22 protein-coding genes are annotated in these 21,800 nt (G+C 58.5%); 14 read left to right on the forward strand and 8 right to left on the reverse strand.

What is annotated here, in order from left to right; translation table 11 throughout:
* Nucleotides 1-8: 8 nt before the first annotated feature.
* Nucleotides 9-623: a cob(I)yrinic acid a,c-diamide adenosyltransferase gene (gene cobO, locus B30_RS00310; RefSeq protein ID WP_009569963.1), complete on the forward strand. Its 615-nt coding sequence runs from the start codon at nt 9-11 to the stop codon at nt 621-623.
* A 55-nt stretch (nt 624-678) separates the two neighbouring features.
* On the opposite strand, the gene B30_RS00315 is transcribed toward cobO, so the two are convergent.
* A complete protein-coding gene (locus tag B30_RS00315; protein ID WP_040401719.1) occupies nt 679-1,719 on the reverse strand; it encodes an NAD(P)/FAD-dependent oxidoreductase in 1,041 nt (346 codons plus the stop codon).
* A 76-nt stretch (nt 1,720-1,795) separates the two neighbouring features.
* Here B30_RS00315 and mnmD point away from each other — a divergent pair, with 76 nt between their 5' ends.
* Nucleotides 1,796-2,461 carry a tRNA (5-methylaminomethyl-2-thiouridine)(34)-methyltransferase MnmD gene (mnmD, locus tag B30_RS00320; protein WP_009569965.1) on the forward strand — a complete coding sequence of 222 codons (666 nt, stop codon included), beginning with the start codon at nt 1,796-1,798 and terminating at the stop codon, nt 2,459-2,461.
* Complete coding sequence (locus B30_RS00325) at nt 2,458-3,348, forward strand: DMT family transporter (RefSeq protein WP_009569966.1); 891 nt, start codon at nt 2,458-2,460, stop codon at nt 3,346-3,348. Before mnmD ends, B30_RS00325 begins: the two co-directional genes overlap by 4 nt.
* 6 nt (nt 3,349-3,354) lie before the next feature.
* Here B30_RS00325 and B30_RS00330 read toward each other — a convergent pair whose 3' ends face one another.
* A complete protein-coding gene (locus B30_RS00330) occupies nt 3,355-5,295 on the reverse strand; it encodes a lytic transglycosylase domain-containing protein (protein WP_009569967.1) in 1,941 nt (646 codons plus the stop codon).
* Between the two features lie 170 nt (nt 5,296-5,465).
* Here B30_RS00330 and dapA point away from each other — a divergent pair, with 170 nt between their 5' ends.
* On the forward strand, nt 5,466-6,338 hold the full coding sequence (dapA, locus tag B30_RS00335) for a 4-hydroxy-tetrahydrodipicolinate synthase (protein ID WP_009569968.1): 873 nt from the start codon (nt 5,466-5,468) through the stop codon (nt 6,336-6,338).
* A gap of 51 nt (nt 6,339-6,389) precedes the next feature.
* Here dapA and B30_RS00340 read toward each other — a convergent pair whose 3' ends face one another.
* On the reverse strand, nt 6,390-6,830 hold the full coding sequence (locus B30_RS00340) for an ion channel (protein ID WP_009569969.1): 441 nt from the start codon (nt 6,828-6,830) through the stop codon (nt 6,390-6,392).
* A gap of 105 nt (nt 6,831-6,935) precedes the next feature.
* Between B30_RS00340 and smpB the strand changes: the two genes are divergently transcribed.
* The 5 genes from smpB (at nt 6,936) to B30_RS00365 (ending at nt 10,679) form a co-directional block, all read left to right on the forward strand.
* Nucleotides 6,936-7,418 (forward strand): SsrA-binding protein SmpB, encoded by a 483-nt coding sequence (smpB, locus tag B30_RS00345; RefSeq protein WP_009569970.1) that lies wholly within the window; start codon nt 6,936-6,938, stop codon nt 7,416-7,418.
* Between the two features lie 150 nt (nt 7,419-7,568).
* Entirely contained in the window at nt 7,569-7,859 is a 291-nt protein-coding gene (locus B30_RS00350; protein ID WP_009569971.1) for a hypothetical protein, read from the forward strand.
* A 223-nt stretch (nt 7,860-8,082) separates the two neighbouring features.
* Nucleotides 8,083-8,937, forward strand: coding sequence for a 3-mercaptopyruvate sulfurtransferase (sseA, locus tag B30_RS00355; protein ID WP_009569972.1), 855 nt, complete (start codon nt 8,083-8,085; stop codon nt 8,935-8,937).
* The gene (locus B30_RS00360; RefSeq protein WP_009569973.1) at nt 8,937-10,121 is read left to right on the forward strand and encodes an amino acid aminotransferase; all 1,185 of its coding nucleotides are present in this window, start codon (nt 8,937-8,939) and stop codon (nt 10,119-10,121) included. Before sseA ends, B30_RS00360 begins: the two co-directional genes overlap by 1 nt.
* A gap of 177 nt (nt 10,122-10,298) precedes the next feature.
* Nucleotides 10,299-10,679, forward strand: a complete 381-nt coding sequence (locus B30_RS00365) for a rhodanese-like domain-containing protein (RefSeq protein WP_009569974.1) — start codon at nt 10,299-10,301, stop codon at nt 10,677-10,679.
* Between the two features lie 51 nt (nt 10,680-10,730).
* Here the strand turns inward: B30_RS00365 and B30_RS00370 are convergent, their stop codons facing one another.
* From B30_RS00370 to B30_RS00380, 3 genes are all read right to left on the reverse strand, one after another.
* Nucleotides 10,731-11,438: a hypothetical protein gene (locus B30_RS00370; RefSeq protein WP_157789768.1), complete on the reverse strand. Its 708-nt coding sequence runs from the start codon at nt 11,436-11,438 to the stop codon at nt 10,731-10,733.
* A gap of 210 nt (nt 11,439-11,648) precedes the next feature.
* A complete protein-coding gene (amt, locus tag B30_RS00375; RefSeq protein WP_009569976.1) occupies nt 11,649-12,977 on the reverse strand; it encodes an ammonium transporter in 1,329 nt (442 codons plus the stop codon).
* Nucleotides 12,978-13,012: 35 nt separating this feature from the next.
* On the reverse strand, nt 13,013-13,351 hold the full coding sequence (locus B30_RS00380; protein WP_009569977.1) for a P-II family nitrogen regulator: 339 nt from the start codon (nt 13,349-13,351) through the stop codon (nt 13,013-13,015).
* A 272-nt stretch (nt 13,352-13,623) separates the two neighbouring features.
* Here B30_RS00380 and B30_RS00385 point away from each other — a divergent pair, with 272 nt between their 5' ends.
* Nucleotides 13,624-15,837: a transglycosylase domain-containing protein gene (locus tag B30_RS00385; protein WP_009569978.1), complete on the forward strand. Its 2,214-nt coding sequence runs from the start codon at nt 13,624-13,626 to the stop codon at nt 15,835-15,837.
* Between the two features lie 63 nt (nt 15,838-15,900).
* Here the strand turns inward: B30_RS00385 and B30_RS00390 are convergent, their stop codons facing one another.
* Together B30_RS00390 and B30_RS00395 are read right to left on the reverse strand one after the other, a co-directional pair.
* Nucleotides 15,901-16,497 (reverse strand): MlaC/ttg2D family ABC transporter substrate-binding protein, encoded by a 597-nt coding sequence (locus tag B30_RS00390; protein WP_009569979.1) that lies wholly within the window; start codon nt 16,495-16,497, stop codon nt 15,901-15,903.
* Complete coding sequence (locus B30_RS00395; RefSeq protein WP_009569980.1) at nt 16,490-17,251, reverse strand: MlaA family lipoprotein; 762 nt, start codon at nt 17,249-17,251, stop codon at nt 16,490-16,492. The genes B30_RS00390 and B30_RS00395 overlap by 8 nt, the downstream gene beginning before the upstream one ends.
* Nucleotides 17,252-17,440: 189 nt before the next feature.
* On the opposite strand from B30_RS00395, the gene B30_RS00400 reads away from it, so the two are divergent.
* The 4 genes from B30_RS00400 to B30_RS00415 all read left to right on the forward strand — a co-directional run bounded on the left by B30_RS00400 (nt 17,441) and on the right by B30_RS00415 (nt 21,793).
* The gene (locus B30_RS00400; RefSeq protein ID WP_009569981.1) at nt 17,441-19,180 is read left to right on the forward strand and encodes a type I secretion system permease/ATPase; all 1,740 of its coding nucleotides are present in this window, start codon (nt 17,441-17,443) and stop codon (nt 19,178-19,180) included.
* Nucleotides 19,177-20,484, forward strand: a complete 1,308-nt coding sequence (locus tag B30_RS00405; protein ID WP_009569982.1) for an HlyD family type I secretion periplasmic adaptor subunit — start codon at nt 19,177-19,179, stop codon at nt 20,482-20,484. Before B30_RS00400 ends, B30_RS00405 begins: the two co-directional genes overlap by 4 nt.
* Before the next feature lie 86 nt (nt 20,485-20,570).
* On the forward strand, nt 20,571-21,035 hold the full coding sequence (locus tag B30_RS00410; RefSeq protein WP_009569983.1) for a RidA family protein: 465 nt from the start codon (nt 20,571-20,573) through the stop codon (nt 21,033-21,035).
* Nucleotides 21,035-21,793, forward strand: a complete 759-nt coding sequence (locus B30_RS00415; protein WP_009569984.1) for a glycerophosphodiester phosphodiesterase family protein — start codon at nt 21,035-21,037, stop codon at nt 21,791-21,793. The genes B30_RS00410 and B30_RS00415 overlap by 1 nt, the downstream gene beginning before the upstream one ends.
* Nucleotides 21,794-21,800: the final 7 nt, after the last annotated feature.

Raw genomic sequence — 21,800 nt, forward strand, 5'->3', positions numbered from 1 at the left:
AGGTCCCTATGGTTGACCAATCCGACAGTGAACGCCACGCCAGCAAAATGGCCAAGAAAAAGGCCGCGCGCGATAAAATCATGGCCACCAAGACCGATCAAAAGGGCCTGATCATCATCCATACGGGCAAGGGCAAAGGCAAATCCTCAGCCGCCTTCGGGATGATTTTCCGCTGTATCGCCCATGACATGAAATCCGCCGTGGTACAGTTCATCAAAGGGGGGATGGACTGCGGCGAACGCGATCTGATCACCGCCAAATTCGCCGATCTGTGCGAGTTTTATACGATGGGCGAGGGCTTTACCTGGGAAACCCAAAACAAAGAGCGCGACATCGAAATGGCGCAGGCCGCTTGGGAAAAGGCCAAAGAATTGATCCGCAATCCCGAGAATAAAATGGTGCTTTTGGATGAGATCAACATCGCGCTGCGCTATGATTATATCGACGTCAACGATGTGGTGGCATTTCTGAGCACCGAAAAACCGCCGCTCACCCATGTCGTTCTGACAGGACGAAATGCCAAAGACGAACTCATCGAAATAGCCGATCTGGTGACTGAAATGGAGCTGGTGAAACACCCGTTCCGCTCTGGCATCAAAGCCCAAATTGGCGTGGAATATTAAACTCGATGGCCCTCACGTTTCTCGGCATCTGATGCACGACCAGAGGGCCGTGGCGTCAAAGTGAGGCTTCGACCTTAAACTCATCTGGGATCGTATCGCGCCCCTCCAGCACAAGATCCATCAGCACTTTGGCCGCCATTGGCGCCATGCCAAAGCCGATTTTAAAGCCGCCATTGGCGATGAAATGGCCGGGGCGATCGGGCCAGGCCCCCAACATCGGCGCGCGCGATTTGGCACGGGGCCGCACCCCGGCCCACCGTCGGAGTTCACGCCCCTCGCGCAGGGCCGGGATCAACGCTCGCGCCCGCTCTAACAATGCATCTGCCTGTTCATCGGTCTGGTCAGAACTGTCAAAAATCCGCTCCGAGGTCGATCCAATCGCCGTCGTGCCGTCTGCGTGCGGGATCACATGCAGGCTTTCCCCATAAAGCTGCGGCGCATCGTTCAGAGCCAAATCCAGCAGGATCGCCTGTCCTTTGACCCCATTGCCAACCTCACGCCCAAAGGCCGCGTTCAAATCCTTCAGCCCCCACCAGCCGCTGGCATGGACTACAGCGCCCTCAACCGTACCCTCGCGCACAACCTCTCCGCCCAGCGCCGTGATCGCCGCCGCCAGCGCCGCGCAAGCGCGCCACGGGTTCAGCCGCGCGGAGAGGGTGTCGTGGATCAGATAGCCAGTGGGGCTGATCGGGGCCCAATATCCGGTCTCGCCTTGGCTGATGACCTGCCACAGGGCCTTGCCTTGCCACAGCGTTTTTGCCTGTTCCGCGCGCTCATGGGCGAGGCTCAATTGACGTGCATCCGCGATGGCCTGAACCCGCCCCATCGAACCATACCCCGACGAGACACCGCCAATGTCTTCGACCTCCGTCCAATGGGTCCGCGCCATGATCAGGCTTTGAAATTGAAACTCTTTTTTCGCATTCCAGCGCTCCGGCGTATGCGGGGCCAACGCGCCGACAACACCACCGGAGGAGCCAAACCCAACGCCGTTGGGATCAATCACCCGCACCTTTGCACCACGCTTCGCCGCTTCATAGGCGCAGGACAGGCCAAAGGCCCCGGCCCCGTAAATGGTGATCTCTGCTGTGCCCATGTGCGCAATTATCCATTGTACTCGCGCGCGCCGATCTTCATGGTCGCGCGTAATCAATCCTTTCATAAGCCATCCCATGACTGACCACCAGACAGCCCAAATCGAATGGCGCGACGGAACCATTCCCGTCTCGACCCGCTTTGACGATCCGTATTTCTCGCTCGCTTCCGGGCTTGAGGAAACGCGGCATGTGTTCCTGGCGGGCAATGACTTGCCAGCACGACTGTGCGATGGGTTTCATGTGGCGGAGTTGGGCTTTGGCACCGGATTGAATATGCTCGCCTTAGCGCTGATTTGGAACGGGCCGGGCGTGGTGCGGTTTACCTCCTTTGAGGCCTTTCCGATGGACAGCGCCGACATTGCCACGGCACTCAATGCCTTTCCCGAAGCCCGCGCCATCGCCGATCCGTTCCTGATGGCATGGGGCACAGGCGCGCGGCAGTTTCGGTTGGGCCAGATCGAGGTAGACGTCAAAATCGGCGATGCCCGCGACACGCTGCGCGCATGGGACGGATGGGCCGACGCGTGGTTTTTGGACGGGTTTTCACCCGCGAAAAACCCCGAACTTTGGGGCGAAGACATCATGACCGACGTCGGTCGTCACACCGCGCCAAACGGCACATTCGCGACCTATACGGCGGCCGGGCATGTGCGGCAAAAACTCACCGATGCCGGGTTCACCGTATCGCGTGTTCCCGGCCATGGCCGCAAACGTCATATGAGCATCGGGGTAAAATCATGAGCATCACCAAATCAGAGACCAACCCCCGCCTTGGCGTCTTGCTCATGGTGCTCACCATGTTCATTTTCGCCATGCAGGACGGTATTTCCCGTCACCTCGCTGGCGAATACAATGTCTATATGGTCCTGATGATCCGCTACTGGGTCTTCGCGGGCTTTGTGATCTTGTGGTCGATGCGTGCGCAGGGCGGCTTGCGCCGGGCCATGCGCAGCGCCCAGCCCAAATTGCAATTCTTTCGCGGCGCGATCTTGGCCGTTGAGGTCATCATCATGGTGATCGGCTTTGTCAAACTTGGCCTGGTGGAAAGCCATGCAATGTTTGCCTCTTACCCGCTGATCATCACCGCCCTGTCTGCTCCGATCCTGGGCGAAAAGGTCGGTTGGCGGCGTTGGCTTTTGGTGCTGATCGGCTTTGTCGGCGTGTTGATCATCCTCAATCCCGGCGGCGGCGTCATGTCCCCCGCTGCAATCTTCCCACTTGCCTCTGCGGTCTTGTTTGCGCTCTACGGCCTGCTCAACCGCTATGTCGCGCGCAAAGACCCCTCGTCGGTGACCTTCTTTTACACCGGGATCGCAGGGGCGGTGGTCACGACCTTGATCGGCATGTGGCATTGGGAGGCGATGACCTTGACCGATTGGGCGTGGATGGGATTGCTCTGCGCGACCTCGACCACGGGGCATTATTTGTTGATCCGCGCCTATGAGCTGTCCGAGGCCTCAGCGATCCAACCGCTGGCCTATTTCCAACTGGCGTTTGCGTCCATTTTGGGAGTGGTGGTGTTTGGCGACGCGGTGCGGATCAATGTCGCGGTGGGGGCCAGCCTTGTGGTCGCCGCCGGGATATTCACCTTTTTGCGCAGTCAAATGAAGAGCCGCAACCGCGCTTGAGTCGCTTTACCTTGACGCCAAATCTTTGGACAGGGTGATTGGCCCGGTCTCACCATGCAAACGCGCCCGGTAAACAGGCAGGCTTTCCGCCACCCGCATCACGTAATTCTGCGTCTCTCGAAAGGGGAGATGTTCGATCCAATCCACCGGATCGACCTTGCCCCCACGCGGATCACCAAACCGCGTGATCCAATCGCGCGCGCGCGACGGACCGGCGTTATATCCAACCGCGATGAGTGGAATGTTATGGCCGAATTCCTCTTCGAGCTGTGCCAGATAGGCCGAGCCAAGCCGCGCATTGAGGATCGGATCATCAAGCTGGGCTTCTTCAAAGCCCGTAATGCCCAATTTCTCCGCCATAGCCGCCCCGGTACGCGGCATCAATTGCATCAGCCCACGCGCGCCCACACCGGAGCGCGCTTTCGGATAAAATTCGCTTTCACGCCGGGCAATTGCCATGGCCAGCTCCGGCTCCACCGGTAAATCTGCCTGTGCCATGGCATGAAGCGGATAATAGGCCCGGTTCAACACAATGCCCTGATCGGCGGCAAATTTCGCCACCAACACCGCCAAGTAAGGATCAAGATCCAGCGCCATGTCGCCCAGCTGGCCCAATTCCTGCGGAGAAAGGCTTTCGCCCAAATGGCGCAGGAATCGCGCGGCCAAGGGCGCATCCCCGGCCTCATCCAACAACACGGCGGCTTTGAGCACCGAAGAGCCCATAAACGCCGCCTGTTTGTAATCGGCAAAACGCAGCTCCCCGGTCAGGGCCGGATCAAGGCTTCGGCCAATTTTCTCCGCCGACAACAGGCCGTAAAACGCGGTCTGAAACTGCGCACCAAAGGCATAGGCAGCGGCGGCATCATCTGCGGCCCCCATCGCCTCCAAGGCGCGGCCTTCCCAATAGCCCGCCCGCCCCAAAGAGATCGGCGTGCTCACAGACACCCGGAAACGGTTGAAATGATCGAGCGCCAGCGCCGGGTCATCCAGATAGCGCAGAGCGATATAGCCCGACAGCCATTCGAGATCGGCGTAATGGTCCTCCTCTGCGCTCAGCCCATGGCGGGAGGCGGCAGCATAGGCGATTTGCGCCTTGCCGTCGCGCATCATTTGCCGCGCCAAAGTGCGGCGACGATTGCCCCAGTCTTCGGGATTGCCCAAACCTTCGCGCCCGGTGGAACGTTGTAGCAAAAGCGTCATCGCATCCTCATTACGACCACGCCGCACGCGCCATTCAAACCGCGCATGGGCCAAAACCGGATGGTCGGCCAGCGCACCGGGCACCTCGGCCAGCGCTGCATCCACGCCCGCCTCATCACGCATCAATTTGCGTGTGGCGGCGATCAATTTGTCCCATCCGGTCGGCAAACGCGGGATCATCCGGGCGGCATCGTCAAACCGCTCGGCCCATAACAACATCTCGGTGCGTGCAACATGGTGCGGTGCCAAAATTGAGGCATAGCGCGCCGCCAACCCCTCTTCGGATTTGGCATCCATCGGCAATGTGTTCCACACCAGAACCGTTTGCGCCTGTGCATCGGCATTCATGCCACGGGCCTCATAGGCCGAAATCATCCGCACCGCGCCCACGCCTGTTTGCGGCGGATAAGCATTAAGATAATCTAAAACCGCACTTGGCTCGGCATCTGCCGGGATCGTCGCCTCGCCTTTTTCGGCCAAAAGCGGCAGACCCGGCCAATCGGGGTTGCGCTTTAAAAAGCTCTGATACTCGGCGAAACTCCCCCGCCCTGCGCGCAACCGGTTCCATTCAATGATGTCTACCCCAACGCCCTGCGCCTCGCTTTTGGCCAGATTCCAATCGCCGGACCACTGCGCCTCATAGGCGCGCACCAACGCGTCCGATTGCGGTGAGGCATCGGAGGGGAGGGCAAAAAATAAAGATATTCCAAAGGCGTAAACAGCCTTTGCCGGGAGGAAACGGTGCATGATATGGTCTAAGTCTTTTGAGGCTGCTCGGGCTTTTGCCTATAGCTTAACAACCGCACAATCCGCAGCAATACTGATTCTTGGCATTGGCTGCGAACACGGCTAGTTTCCGCCGGACAATTCACGGGCGACTCACGCCCAATTTATCCAAAGACGAAAAGGAGCGTTCGATGTTCAAAGGATCCATTCCTGCACTGGTGACGCCGTTTAAAGACGGCAAACTGGATGTCGAGACGCTCAAGACCCTCGTTGAGTGGCATATCGAACAGGGGTCAAACGGGCTTGTTCCAGTGGGCACCACGGGCGAATCCCCGACGCTGAGCCATGACGAACACAAACGCGTGATCGAGATCGTGGTGGAAACCGCTGCGGGCCGCATTCCGGTGATTGCGGGCGCGGGGTCGAACAACACAGTCGAGGGCATCGGTTTTATCGAACATGCCGCCAAAGTGGGGGCCGACGCCGCCCTCGTGGTCACGCCCTATTATAACAAACCGACGCAAAGAGGCCTGATCGCGCATTTCACCGCCATGCACGATGCCGCCGATCTGCCCATCGTGATTTACAATATTCCGGGCCGCTCGGTGATCGACATGACGCCTGCGACCATGGGCGAATTGGCAAAATTGCCGCGTATCATCGGCGTCAAGGATGCCACCGGCGATCTGTCACGCGTGCCAAAAACCCGCCTGGCCTGTGGCACCGATTTTGTTCAGCTCTCCGGCGAAGATGCCACCGCGCTTGGCTTTAACGCCCATGGCGGCGTCGGCTGTATTTCCGTGACCGCCAACGTTGCGCCGAAACTTTGCGCCCAGATGCAGGCGGCCACTTTGGCCGGCGATTACGCCACGGCTTTGGAGATCACCGACACGTTGATGCCATTGCATATCGCGATCTTTGCCGAACCCGGCGTGGTCGGCGCAAAATATGCCCTGTCACTTTTGGGCCTGTGCTCAGACGAGGTGCGTTTGCCGCTGACCCCGCTTTATGAGGACACAAAAGACCTGATCAAAGAGGCGATGGAACACGCTGGTTTGCTCTAACCATCCTCACATTCTCACAACAAAAGGGGCCTTTCGAGGCCCCTTTTTGCATCAAATTCGATGGCGGCTTTCCAATTGGTTGCGCCGCACATGGCGCAGCACCTCCATCAACAGCGCCGTCATCATCCCGATGTTCAACAACCCGTTGGTCGCCGCCATTCCGGACAAAAGCCGCCATTCCTCCGGCAACAAAAGATCGCCAAAGCCCAGCGTGGTGAAGGCCACGAGCGAGAAATACAGCGCCTCTTCGAAATGGGCAAACAGGCCGATCATGCGAAAGGCAATCGCCCAAATCCACACGCCCGCCGTGATCATCCACAACACCGCGACCACCGCCGCCATCAGCACCAGCGCCAATTTCGGTCCATGCGGTTCGCGGGTCAGCCAATTATGCGCCCGTTGTAGTACCAGTTCGAGCAGCAAGAACCCCAAGGCGGCAACAAAAACCGACAGGACGATCAGGCCCGTGCCTACGAAAATCTGAAGAAACATCTGTGCTCCAAGCCGAATTCATACCGAATTTCGGCGAACTTGGCAGAATTGAGCCACGCAGGCCAGTGGACAGATCGCCTCTGAGTGCTTATCTGACGCTCTACCATGGCCAATAAAAAACAAACACCCGAAGAAAAGAACTACAAGGTCATCGCCGAAAATCGGCGGGCCCGCTATGACTATGCCATCGAGAATGACATAGAATGCGGCATTGTATTGACTGGTTCCGAGGTCAAATCCATGCGGACCGGCCAAACCAACATCGCCGAAAGCTACGCCTCGGTCGATGATGGCGAGCTTTGGCTGACCAATTCCTACATCGCGCCCTATCAACAGGCGATGTTCCCGCATGAAGAACGCCGCAAGCGCAAACTTTTGGTTTCGAAACGCGAATTGGCACGCCTTTGGCAGGCCACAGGGCGGCAGGGCATGACGCTTGTCCCTTTGGTGATGTATTTCAACCATAAGGGCCGTGTTAAAATCAAACTCGGCATCGCCAAGGGCAAAAAGAACCACGACAAACGCGCCACCGAAGCGGAGCGCGATTGGGGTCGGCAAAAACAGCGGTTGCTGCGTCACGGCGATTGATCCACCGACCTGCCTGCGCGCGCTGACGTAGCGTTCTGGCGGGAAAATCTCCAAAAATCTCCCCTGAAAGGCCCCGCCTCGGCCTGCCATATTATCGTCCACAACGAACAGATTTGCGCGGTGCCGGTCTGACAAAAGGACGTTTTGAATATGGAACAGCTCATTATGTCGCTCGTGGCAGGGGCCGTTGGCGGCAACGTCGGGGGCGCTGCTCTTAAAAACCTGAGCTTGGGCACTTTGGGCAATTCCTTGGCTGGGATCGTCGGCGGTGGCCTTGGCGGTCAACTCCTTGCCATGCTTGGCGCAGGTGGCATGGGGGACGTGGTTGCAGGGGCTTCCGGCCTTGATATCGGCGCGCTGGTGCAACAAGCCGCAGGCGGTGGTGTCGGTGGCGTCATCGTGATGGCCATCGTGGGGCTGATCAAAAACAAGATGGCCTAAAACGAGGTCGCGTTGGCACGAGTCATCCAGTGTTACGGGTTTTCTATCGGTACGAGTGTCTCTGGTTTCAAGTGTCGTGCAGTTATGAGTATCAGGTCAAACTGACCTTGGGGGCCTTGTGCCCCCTTTTTTTATGTCCACATGCGGACCAGCCGGGTACATCGCTTGCATGGTCCCAACTGGGCCTGTATGGCAGAAGACGTCACCCCAAAAAGGTCGCACCATGCCCGACAGTGATCCAAAAACCCTAGTTTCCACAGAGTGGCTTGCCGAGCATCTTAAGGCGCCCGAACTTCGTCTTATTGACGCAAGCTGGTACATGCCCGCCGATAATCGCGATTGCCGGTCCGAATATGAGGCCGAGCACATCCCCGGCGCCCGGTTTGTCGATGTCGATGAGGTCGCGGACCTGCGCTCTGATCTGCCGCATATGCTACCGCCCGTTGAAAAATTCATGTCCCGGATGCGCGAGCTTGGCATCGGTGATGGTCATCAGGTTGTGGTTTATGACACCGCAGGCGTGTTTTCCGCGCCGCGCGTGTGGTGGATGTTCAAATATTTCGGCCAAGACAATGTGGCCGTGCTTGATGGCGGGTTGCCGAAATGGAAGGCCGAGGGCCATCCCGTGACGGCCGAGCCGCCGACCATCCGCGACCGCCATATGATCACCGAGATTCGACCCGAACTGCTGCGCGACGTGACACAGGTCGCGGCCTCCTCGAAGCTGGGCGATTACACGATCATTGATGCGCGCTCTGCCGCACGGTTCAAAGGCGAGGCCCCTGAGCCCCGGCCCGGTCTGCGCTCCGGCCATATTCCGAATTCCCGCAACGTGCCCTTTCAGGAGCTTTTGACCCCGCAGGGCACGTTGAAATCCACGGACGATCTTCGTGCGGTGTTCATGGGCGCGGGGGTCGATCTTGCTAAACCGGCGATCACCACCTGTGGGTCGGGGATAACCGCCGCCATTTTGGGCCTCGCGCTCACCCGTCTTGGGGCGACTTTCTCGCTTTATGACGGCTCTTGGGCAGAATGGGGCATGTACGGCGACCTGCGTGTCGCAACTGGAGAAGCGTAATGCTGAGCACTCTGAAACCGCAACCTGCGGATAAAATCCTCGAACTGATGGCGCTGTATCGCGACGATCCGCGCGACACTAAAATCGACCTTGGCGTTGGCATTTATAAAAACGCCGATGGCGAAACCCCGGTGATGCGGGCGATCAAAGCCGCCGAAAAGCAGCTTTGGGACGTCGAGACCACCAAAAAATACACCGCCCTGTCTGGCGATCCGGCCTTTGGTGCGGCGATGAAAACGCTGGTTTTGGCGGACAGCGTCGATCACGCCCGCGTCGGCGCGATTGCGACGCCGGGCGGCACCGGCGCGATCCGCCAAGCGTTTGAATTGGCGAAACTGGTGAACCCGGATGTGACCATCTGGACCTCGAACCCGACCTGGCCGAACCATGTGTCGATCATCAAATTCATGGGGCTGACCAACAAGTCCTACGCCTATTTCGACGAGGCCAATTGCACCGTCGATTTCGACGCGATGATGGAGAGCCTCAAAGAGGTGAAATCCGGCGACGTGGTGTTGTTGCATGGCTGCTGTCACAACCCAACCGGCGCCAATTTGACGCTCGAACAATTCGATCTGGTGGCCGACTTGATCCTTGAGAAAGGCGCGATGGCGCTGGTCGATATTGCTTACCAAGGCTTTGGCGACGGTCTTGAAGAAGACGCCGCAGCGACCCGTCTTTTGGCCGCAAAACTGCCGGAAATGCTGATCGCGTCGAGCTGTTCGAAAAACTTCGGGATTTACCGCGAGCGCACCGGCTGTCTCATGGCAATCTCCGAGAAGGCCGAACAGACCGCCGTGACCCAAGGCACGTTGAACTTTCTCAACCGTCAAAACTATTCCTTCCCGCCCGATCACGGCGCGCGGTTGGTGACGATGATCTTGGGTGATGCGGCGTTGAAAGCCGATTGGATGGCGGAACTTGAAGAGGTCCGTTTGGGCATGTTGGGGCTGCGCACGCAACTCGCCGATGAACTGCGCCGTCTGACCAATTCGGATCGGTTCGACTTCATCGCCAAACACCGCGGCATGTTCTCCCGCATCGGGGCGACACCCGAAGAGGTTTTGAAACTGCGCGAAGACTACGGCATCTACATGGTCGGGGATTCGCGTTTGAACATCGCCGGGTTGAACGCCGAAACGGTGCCGATTCTGGCGGCGGCTGTGGCGAAGATCTGCAAATAATCCGCGGGCCTGATCGCGATACGACATCCAAGAGCGCGCCTGCGGGGGCGCTCTTTTTTTCGTGGGTCGGCCCCGCAGAGCCGATTGCGAACTGTCACACTGGACACACTTTCAAAGATCATAATCACACCTATCTATATACCAGACTGTTCAATTCTCCCTTCCAAAGGACTCAGCATGAAAACCGAAACTGTAGACGGCGTGGCTTTTGAAACTTGGACCGTGGAGGAGGTGCAAAAGGCCTTTGACGCCAATGACATCGTCCTGATCGACGTGCGCACACCGCAAGAATATATGTTTGAGCATATCGAAGGCGCGCTGTTGTTTCCGATGTCGTTTTTCGCCGCCGACAAACTCCCGAGCCAAGACGGCAAACGGATCGTGTTCCATTGTGGCTCCGGCGTGCGCTCGGCGCGTGTCGCTACGGCCTGCGCCAAGGCGGGGATCACGCCGATCGCACATATGGAAGGTGGCTTTGGCGGCTGGAAGGCTGCGGGCAAGGCCTATATGGGCACCGACATGGCCTCTGGCGCACCAATGAGAGTTGCGGCGAAGTAACTGCACCTTTGAACGAGTGCATGGGGCATCCTGCGGGGTGCCCTTTTGTGTTTAACCGGCGAAAATGCGCGCCATTTCGCGGTCAAATTCGGCCCAGCTCATTGTCGCCTTATTGCCCGCATAGCCATGGTAATGAGATTTTCCCGTCGAGGTCGGCAGCCCGGCCCAGATTTTGGCCAGATTGTTCATAAATTCGCGTCGTGGGATTTGCCCCCGCCTCGCCTCATAAAGCCCCGCCTCCCTCAACAACATGTCGGACAAACGATCCTGAACGGCGGGGGTAAAGACCACCTCCGGCCCCAAATCCAATTCGGTGACGAGGCGGGCCAGTGTTTTTGGAATAAATTGATAGCGACCAATGGCATGGGGCTGACCCGGCGTGGCATCAATCCATGCGAAAATCTCGCCGAGAGTCATCTGGGTTGGGCGTTTGCGCGGCAGGACCTTGGCCGCATGTTGGATCGCGTCATAGCCATCCCGCCGCGATTCGGCGCGGCCAATCACATTGCGGATCACCGCAAGATATCCGGATTCATCGTTGGGCACAGAGATCGACGGCGTGGCGGGCAGGCGTGGCGGGGCGGGATCAAACAGGCTCCCGGACACACGCCCGACAAAGAGGCTTGGCCCGAAGGCGGGGTCTTGGCCAAGAGAGACGGGCAGCAGCGACTGTGGAGTCACTCCGATCAAAGGCGCGCGATCCGCAAACAGAGATTGAGGCTCCGCATGGCCACCCGCCCCAAAGGGCGCAAGCATCATCACAGACATCACAAAACGGGGCACAAAACGCCAAACGCAATTCTTGCGAAACATATCATCCTCATCGGCTGGCCTCCTTTGAGAAGGCCCGACAAGGGATAGGGAAAACTGGTTTAGATTCGGTTTAGACGCACCAAAGCGGGCACCAAAACAAGAAAAGGCCCCGGCACTTTCGCGCCGGGGCCAATCTGTTTGATCTGTTAAAGGCGATTAGCCTTTGTAGAACTCGGGGTAGGCTTCCATGCCAAGCTCAGCTTTGTCGAGGCCAGTGATCTCGGCTTCTTCGGAGACGCGGATGCCGCCGAAAGCTTTGAGCACGAGCCAGAGCACCAGGGAGACCACGAAGGTGAAGGCGCCGATGGACACGATACCGACAAGCTGAGTGCCAAAGGAGGTGTCAGCGTTGGTCAACGGAACCGCGATGGTGCCCCAGATACCGCAGAGCAGGTGAACCGGGATGGCGCCAACAACGTCATCGATTTTCAGCTTGTCGAGGAACGGCACAGCGAAGACCACGATGATACCGCCGATGCCACCGATGATCAGGGACATGAAAAGCGACGGAGCAAGCGGTTCAGCGGTGATGGACACAAGGCCAGCCAGCGCACCGTTGAGCACCATGGTGAGGTCGATTTTGCCGTAGATGATTTGCGTCAAGATCAGTGCCGCGATGGAACCCGCAGCAGCGGCCATGTTGGTGTTCACAAAGATACGGCCAACGTCGGTGATGTCGCCAACAGTACCAGCAGCAAGCTGCGAGCCACCGTTAAAGCCGAACCAACCGAGCCACAGGATGAACGTCCCCAAGGTGGCGAGTGCCAGATTGGACCCCGGGAACGCAGTGACTTTGCCGTCTTTGTATTTGCCGATACGCGGGCCAAGGACCAACGCGCCAGCCAAAGCAGCCCAGCCACCAGCAGAGTGTACCAAGGTGGACCCAGCGAAGTCGGAGAAACCCATTTCGGAGAGGAACCCGCCGCCCCACTGCCAGGAAGCTTCGATCGGGTAGAAGAAACCGGTCAGAACGACAACAAAGATAAAGAACGGCCAGATTTTGATGCGCTCAGCCAAAGTACCGGACACGATGGACGCGGTGGTCGCACAGAACATCAACTGAAAGAAAAAGTCAGATGCGACAGAGGCATAGCCCAAATCGGCATCTGCCACAGCCAAGCCAACCGGCTCCATTGTGGCGCTGCCAACAGCACCGAGGAAACCCGGAATGATCCAGGCGTCGCCCGGATACATCAGCGAATAGCCGATGAGCCAGTACATGACGGCCGCGATGGAAAACAACACAACGTTTTTCAACAACTGCGTGGTCACGTTTTTGGAGCGCACGAGGCCCGCCTCCAACATCGCAAAACCCGCAGCCATCCACATGACGAGGAAACCGCCAATGAGGAACAGCAGCGTGGTCATGATGTACGGGCCGATTTCGTCAAAGCCAGGTACCGCCACTTCGGCATCCTGCGCAAAAGCCACAAGCGGAAGCAAAGTCGCCACCGCAGAGGCCGGAATGAGTTTGGTGAGTTTCATGTGTTTCAAGTCCCTTTCGTCTCGGGTAGCGCGACTTAGATCGCGTCGTCGTTGGTTTCGCCGGTACGGACGCGTGTTGCGCCTTCCACGTCGAGAACAAAAATCTTGCCATCGCCGATCTTGTCGGTTTTGGCAGTGGATGCGATGGTTTCGACAACCTGCTCGGCCATGGCATCACCCACGACGATCTCAAGTTTCACCTTCGGCACAAAATTCACGGCATATTCTGCGCCGCGATAGATTTCGGTGTGACCAGACTGCGAGCCGAAGCCTTTGATCTCGGTCACCATCATGCCCCGAACGCCAATACCCGTCAGCGCTTCACGGACTTCTTCAAGCTTAAACGGCTTGATTGCAGCAATAATGAGTTTCACGTTTTTCCCCTTCCGTTTGAGCGGGTGGCCTCCTCTGCAGGGAGGGCCACGCATGAAGCAAAACGACGTTAGGAGGCCCTTCACAAGGAAAGGCATCGTTGGCACTGCGTGTTTTCAGGGCACCTCTGCACAAAAATTATACATTTTGTGCGACGAGACCATTTTTTAGGCAGAAAATAAAGCCATCGCAGCGACTCGTTTCCCCTCAACATTCCGGCAAGCTCTCTGTAAGCTGATCCCTAATCAAAAACGGCAATGATCGAGCAAAGCCCATGACCGAACCCAGACGGGGCAAGAGTAAACTTGTCGCGGAGCGCCGCTATCCTGCGAAAAAGCAGGCCCCAAAGGCACAGGCAAAAAAGACTGCGCCTCAAAAGGCCAAAGCGTCTAAATCCGCAAGATCGCGCAGACCGGCCCGAACCCCCTCCTCCTCTTTGTTCATGCGGCTGTTTGGATGGGTGTTCCGTCTGATTTGGATCGTGACATCGCGGGTGGCGCTGATCGGCGCGCTCGTGCTTGGGATCGCGGTGTTTTACATCTACACAACCCTGCCGCCATTTTCTGATCTCTTGGACGGGCGCGCGCGCGGCTCGGTCACGCTTTTGGACCGCAATGGCTCGGTCTTTGCCTGGCGCGGCGAACAATTCGGCGGCCAGATCACCACCGACACGGTGTCGCCCGCTCTCAAAAACGCCATTAAGGTGTCGCCCCATCTCAAAAACGCCATTATCGCCACTGAGGACCGCAGATTTTACAAGCATTTCGGCGTCTCCCCGCGCGGGATTGCCTCGGCGATCAAGATCAACCTGTCCGAAAACCGTAGCGCCTTGTCCGGCCACGGCGGCTCAACGCTGACGCAACAGACAGCCAAACTGCTCTGCCTCGGCGTGCCGTTCGATCCGGCGAAATGGAAAAACCAAACCGAATACGAAGCGGATTGTCGTCAGGGGTCTTTAACGCGCAAGATCAAAGAGGCTGTCTATGCACTTGCGATGGAAGTGCGCTATTCCAAAGATGACATCCTCTCTATCTACATGAACCGTGCCTATTTGGGCGCGGGAGCCAACGGGTTCGAAGCCGCAGCACAACGGTATTTTGGCAAATCCGCAGCCGAGGTGAACATTGCAGAATCCGCCATGCTGGCAGGGCTTTTGACGGCACCGTCCCGCTATGCACCCACCAGCAATTTAGAACGGTCTCAGGATCGCGCGGGCATCGTGTTGTTGCTGATGAACCAACAGGGCTACATCACCGATGACGAACGCGCCTATGCCAAGGCCCATCCTGCCGAGCTGTCTGACACCGCCGAAAAACGCGCGGGCGGATATTTTGCCGATTGGGTGATGGGGGCGGGCCCGGACTTTTTGACCCGCGACACCACAGAAGACGTGGTGATCGACACCACGCTCGACCAACGCATCCAAACAGCGGCGGAAGACGCGCTGACTTGGGTGTTTGAAAACAAGGTGCGCGAAGGCTCCAAAGCCCAAGCCGCGATTGTCGTCATGTCCGCAGACGGAGCCGTGCGCGCCATGGTGGGCGGACGCAAACTCAAGGTCTCGGGCGCGTTTAACCGCGCGACACAGGCCAAACGCCAACCCGGCTCCTCGTTCAAACCCTTCGTCTATGCCACGGCGCTGGACATGGGATGGTCCTACGACAGCCCAATCGTCGACGAGCCTCTCACACTCAACATCCCCGGTTCCGGGCCTTGGTCGCCGCAGAACTATGACCGCAAATTCCACGGCACCGTGACGCTGACCGACGCGCTGCGCCACAGCTACAACATCCCGGCGGTGAAACTCGCGATGGATGCGGGATTGGAAAACGTGCGCACCGTGGCCGAAATGTTCGGCATCGAAAGCGATCTGGCGCAAGGCCCCGCCTTGGCGCTTGGCGTGTCGGAAACCACGCTTTTGGAAATGACGGGGGCCTATGCCGGGATCCTCAACGGCGGCTCGTCTGTGTCGCCCTATGGCCTCAAATCCCTGCGCCTGAAAGGCGACAACACGCCATTGATGGGACAGGATGGCGGTCTTGGCGAGCGGGTGATCACCCCCGAATCGGCACAGGAGCTGATCTACATGATGTATAACGCGGTCCAATCCGGCACTGGCGCACGCGCACAAATTCCGGGTGTCGAAGTGGCGGGCAAAACCGGCACGACACAGGCGGCGCGCGATGCATGGTTTATGGGCTTTACTGCCGATTATGTCGCGGGGGTCTGGATGGGCTATGATGACAACGCGCCTTTGACCGGGGTCACAGGCGGCGGTCTTCCGGCCGAAATCTGGCAAAAGACGATGGAAAAGGTGCAGGAAGGGCTTGAACCGAAACCCCTGCCGATGATCCGCCCCGCCGCCCCGCCCAGGGTCAATCCGCAGTTTCCGGGCAACACGACGTCGTCCAACAGCCGCTCTGGCGACAAGGCCGACAATGTGTTGCTTGATCTGCTGGGGGCGATCTTTGGGGGCGGGAATAACTAAAGCGTTTCGAAATAAGCAAAGCGCGCCAAACAGGGCGCGCTTTTCAGAGTGAGTTGAGGCGCTTTAGGCCAAAGAGGCCGTCAGCTTGTCAATATTGCCACCGACCTTATCAAGCATCGCCCCAATTTCCGCGCGTTCAGATTTCAACAAAGAAATCCCTTCGATGGTCAGATCGATGAATTTGCCGGATTTATCGGCCACAATAAAGGAAATCGCAAAGGGCGGCTCGCCTTTCAAAATCGCGGTGCAGCGCACGTCATAGATCGAATTGATCTTTTGCGTGGTGTTGACCTCGATCTTGCCACCAATGAATTCACGGAAGCGCGAGCCATATTTGCGGGCGATATAGGTTTGAAACGCTTTGGTGAACGCCGCCATTTGCGCCGCAGATGCCGAGCGCGCCGGCGGGCCGACCACCGAGCGCGAGATGTTTGGCATATCGGCATAGCGCACCAAAGTGCGTTCGAAATCAACATACATCGCCGCCTCGGATTTGCCCGAGTTGATAATGGCGTTGATGTCGCTCACGACCTTGTCGATCAGCGCCTCTGCCTGACTTTCTGAGAAGGCAAACCCGGCCGTTGGAAAAGCGGCAACGGCCGCCATAGAGGTTATAAGCGCCCGGCGGGACAGCCCAAAGTTACGCGCGAAGTTACTCATAGAAATCCTCATAAATGTCGTAGGGTGTGGCCTGACCTTCGGCGCTATCGCTTGCTCCGATCGGAGTCCCAAGCGCGTAGTGGCGATTGTCGAGATAGGTCAGGCGCATCTGTGCATAGCCATCGGCGCTGTCATACACGAGGGACTCGTAAAGGTCCGAATAACGATAGCGTGTATCGGCCAGTTTCGCGACTTTCAGCCCGGTTTTATAGCTGCTTTCAGGTGTGCCAAACACATGCCCAATCGGGTCCAGCGCGATATCGACAACCAAACCCAAAGCGTCGCGTTCGGTCGACGGACCATAGACCGGGAGCACAACATAAGCCCCCTCGCCCACACCCCAGCGATGCAGGGTTTCGCCAAAATCACTGTCGCGCGGTTCAAGCCCCATACTGGTCGCCGGATCAAACAGACCCGCGATCCCTACGGTTGCGTTGACCAAAAAGCGCGCCGTATTGTGAACGGCATCGCCCAATTGCACCTGCAACACGTCGTTGACCACCGTGCCCGGAATTGACAGCGTGTCAGACACATTCGCCAAGCCTTTGCGCAACGGGTCTGGCACCACTGTGCCATAGGCCGTTGAAACCGGTTTGATCACCGCACGGTCCAACGCCACGTTGGTGTCATGCCAACTGCGGTTGGTTTCCTCATAGGGATCATTGATCCCGCCCGTGCTGTTTGGGGCGGAACACCCGGCCAAAAAGGCAACAATCAAAACGGGTGACAGACGGAATAAGTTGAATTTTATCATGGATTGATCTGGTGACAGCCCCAAATGAGAACGCTATACCCGCCACATAATCGTCTTGCGGCGAAAGCCCAATGTTAACACTGTTTGTGTTATCGAGATGTGACAAAGATTCAACAGGTGGTGGCGCCAGACCGGCGATAAAGCACTCAAAATCGGCAGATTGACGTAAATTGAGCAAATGACTCCCCTATGACGCAAGACCAAACCCGCCAAGGCCAACATGAACTCGCCTCGGTCCGCCGCCGCTCCCGGGGTCTCTTTTGGGCCACAGGGGTGTTTTCCGTCTGCGTCAACCTGTTGATGCTCACCGGCCCGTTGTTCATGCTCCAAGTCTATGACCGCGTTTTGGGCTCGGGCTCTGAGGCCACGTTGGTCGCGCTTTTCGTCATTGTCGCCTTTCTCTATCTGATGATGGGCCTGCTTGATGGCATTCGCGGCCGCGTCCTGTCGCGGATTGCCGCGCGGTTCCAATCTGATCTCGAAACCCGAGTGTTTCATGCCGCGATGTCGCGCACCGCTCGCAAGCCGCGTGACAAAAGCCAATCGCGCGCCATGGACAATCTCGCGGCCCTGCGCCGCTTTTTCGGCTCGCCCGCGTTTTCTGCCCTCTACGATCTGCCATTCACCCCGGTGTTTCTTTTTGGCATCGGGTTGTTTCACCCCTACCTCGGCATGTTGGCCGTCGGCGGCGGCGCGGTTTTGGTCGCTCTCGCCTTACTGCATCGCGCCATTGCCAAACCGGCACAGGGCGCTGCCCTTCAGTCCGAAACAGAGGCCGCACAAATGGCCAGCCGGATGACCACCGCCGCCGAAGCCCTTCAGGCACTGGGGATGCAAGAGGCCGCCTATCGCCGCTGGATGCGGGCGCGTGGTGCCGCTCTGGCCCGCTCTGTGACCAGCGAAGATACCACCCATGGGTTTACCGCCGCCTCCCGCGCGCTACGGCTGTTTTTACAATCGGCCATGCTGGCGCTTGGCGCGTGGCTTGTGCTGCAAAAAGACGTGTCTTCGGGCGCGATGATCGCCAGTTCGATCTTGTTGGGACGCGCGTTGCAACCGATCGACATTTTGATCGGCCAATGGAATCTCGTGCAACATGCCCAACGTGCTTGGGCTGATCTCTCTGAACTGTTGGGCGCCTACCCGCCCCTGCCCGAGCGCACAGAATTGCCCCGCCCCATGGCCGCGTTGACGGTGCAAAACCTCACCATCGTACCGCCGGGCCAAACCCAAGCCTCGCTGCGGAGCATCAGTTTTGGCCTTTTGCCCGGCGAAGCCCTTGGCGTGATTGGGCCTTCGGGGGCAGGCAAATCGACCCTTGCGCGCGCGTTGACGGGGGTCTGGCCCCCCAACACCGGATCGCTGCGTCTGGATGGCGCGAAACTGTCGCATTATGCGCCTGAGGTTCTCGGCTCCTACATCGGCTACTTGCCGCAACAGGTGCAATTGTTCGACGGCACCATCGCGGAAAACATCGCCAAACTCGCCCTCAGCCCGGATGCGGAGGCCGTGGTGCTCGCCGCCCAAAAAGCCGACGCGCATAATTTGATCCTATCGCTGCCTGAGGGTTATGACACGCAAGTCGCCTCTGCTGGCGGGCTGTTGTCGGGTGGCCAGTTGCAACGCATCGGCTTGGCACGGGCCTTTTACGGCAATCCGGTGATCGTGATCCTGGATGAACCCAACTCGAACCTCGACAATGATGGCTCTTTGGCGCTCAACGCAGCAATCCGCCGCCACAAGGCCGAAGGCGGAGCCGTGTTGATCATGGCCCACCGCCCCTCGGCCATTCAGGAATGTGAAAAGCTTTTGGTGCTCGATGGCGGGTTGCGCCGCGCCTTTGGACCGCGTGACGCGGTGCTCACCGAAATGGTCAAAAACTCCAAAGACATCCTGCGCAAAAACGCTGGCCAAGGGGGCATTCAATGACACCGCCCGATCAAAAATGGTCTGCCCGCCGCGCGGTCTGGATCGGTCTGTTTTTTGTTGCCCTGCTGATCGGCGGCTTTGGCGGGTGGACGTTTCTGGCGCGGATTGATGGGGCGGTGGTCGCCGCCGGTCAGGTTCAGGTCGAACAAAACCGTCAAGCTGTGGCGCACCGCGATGGCGGCGAAGTGGCCGCCGTGCATGTTACAGAAGGCACGCAAGTAGCGGCGGGCGATCTATTGCTCGAACTGTCCTCCGATGAATATGTCAACGAAATCGCCGTGCTCGAAACCCAACTTTTTGAATTGTTGACCCGCAACGCCCGCCTCGAAGCGGAGCGCGACGGGGCCACTGAGATCGCCCTCTCTAAGGCGCTCATCGCCCGTATGGAAACCGACCCACAGGTCGCGCGCGCCGTGGAAGGTCAACGGGATTTGTTCGCCGCGCGCCAACTCACGGCGCGGGCCGAGGTCAGTCAGCTTGACAAAAAGCGCAGCCTGATCGAGGTCCAAATCCGCGGCTTGGAGGCGCAAAAATCGGCCCTCTCCGAAGAGGCCGCGTTGCTGCAAGAGGACCTGACCGCACAGGCCGATTTGCTCACCCGCGGTCTGACCCAACAAAGCCGGGTGATCGCCCTGCGCCGCGACACGGTGCAATTGGCCGCCGACATCGGCGAACTGGAAACCGCACAGGCGCAAGCGCAGGTCCAAATCACCGAAATTGACCTGCAAATTCTCAAGGCGGGTTCCGATCGGCGGGAGGCCGCCATCACCGAGTTGCGCGACATTCAGGCCTCTGTTGGGCGGTTGCGCGAACAGGTGCGCGGCCTGACGTCCAAGCTTGACCGGCTTGACCTGCGCGCGCCCGTCTCTGGTGTGGTCTATGGGCTCAAAGTCTTTGGTCCCGGCGCCGTGGTGTCGCCCGCGACCCCCGTGCTTTATATCGTGCCGCAAGACCGCCCACTCATCATCACCGCCAAAATCAGCCCGATGCATGTGGATCGGGTCTATCCCGGCCAACCCGTGCGCCTGCGGTTTTCAACCTTTGATCGCCGTACCACGCCCGAACTACTGGGCACGGTCACACGCGTGTCACCCGATGCCTTTATCGACGAGGCGACCCGCGCCAGCTACTACAGCGTCGACATCAATATCACGGAGGAGGAGCGCGCCCGACTGCCGAAAGGCTCGGTCCTTATTCCCGGCATGCCGGTGGAAGCCTATATGTCCACTGGCGAACGGTCGCCTTTGGCCTATCTGACCAAACCACTGGCCGATTATTTCATCCGTGCGTTCCGCGAAGATTGAGCGTACCAAGACCAAAATTCGACCTCCCCAAGTCGACCCAAACATGTCGCCTCTAAAATGCGACACTGACACAAAGGAAGCCTTCTATGTCCATCGACCTCATGGCCAAACTTGCCGACCTCGACCTGACTCTGCCCGATGCCCCTGCACCTGCTGCCAACTACGTGCCCTATGTGCAAAGCGGTGCACAGTTGTTTATCTCCGGCCAGATTTCCAATGGGCCGGACGGGTTGATCCTTGGAAAATTGGGCGCGGACATGACCACGGCGGAGGGCGCGGCCGCGGCTCAGACCTGTGCTTTGGCGCTTTTGGCCCAAGCCAATGCCGCCGTCGGCGGGGATTTTTCCAAAATCAAACGGCTGGTGAAACTCGTGGGCTTCGTCAATTCGACACCTGAGTTCACCGAGCAACCTAAAGTCGTCAACGGTGCCTCCGATCTTATGGTCGCTGTCTTGGGCGAGGCGGGTCGCCATGCCCGCTCCGCCGTCTCCGCCGCCAGTCTGCCTTTGGGCGTCGCGGTTGAGATCGAGGCCATTTTCGAGCTGAATTGATGCCAGACCTGCCAGCCGCCTTTTTGGGCGCTCCGATCGCTCACCGCGCCCTGCATGATGGCAACATCACCCGCGCCGAAAACAATTTTGCCGCGATTGACGCCGCCATCGCGGGCGGGTTTGCCATAGAGATTGACCTGCAACTGTCCGCCGACGGGGTGGCCATGGTGTTTCACGACTATGCCTTGAGCCGGTTGACGCTGGACGCGGGGGCTTTTGCGCTACGCAAGGCGGATGACCTGGCGAATGTGCGGTTCAAGACCGGGGAAATTGGCATTCCGCCTCTGGCCCGCGTTTTGGAACATGTCGCCGGGCGGGTGCCGCTTTTGATTGAGGTAAAGGATCAGGACGGGGCGATGGGGCCGAACGTTGGCGCGCTTGAACGCGCCGCCACCGCCGCCCTATCCACCTATGACGGCCCGGTCGCCTTGATGTCCTTTAACCCGCATTCCGTGGCCGCATTGGCCGAAGTCTGCCCGCATCTGCCGCGCGGCCTGACCACCTGTGACTGGACCAATGGTGAAGCCGGTATGATCCCATCGGCGTTGCGTCCAGCCCTGCGCGGAATTGTTGATTTTGACCGGGTGGGGGCGTCTTTCATATCGCATCAATGGTCCGACCTGACCGCACCGCGCGTACGTGAACTGAAAACAGCGGGCGCGCATATCCTGTGCTGGACGATCAAATCGCCCGAAGAAGAGGCGCAAGCCCGGCAGATCGCAGATAATATCACCTTTGAAGGCTATGTTCCGACTTGACGCATCG

The sequence above is a fragment of the Celeribacter baekdonensis B30 genome, from assembly GCF_000299875.1.
Taxonomy (GTDB): Bacteria; Pseudomonadota; Alphaproteobacteria; order Rhodobacterales; family Rhodobacteraceae; genus Celeribacter; species Celeribacter baekdonensis_A.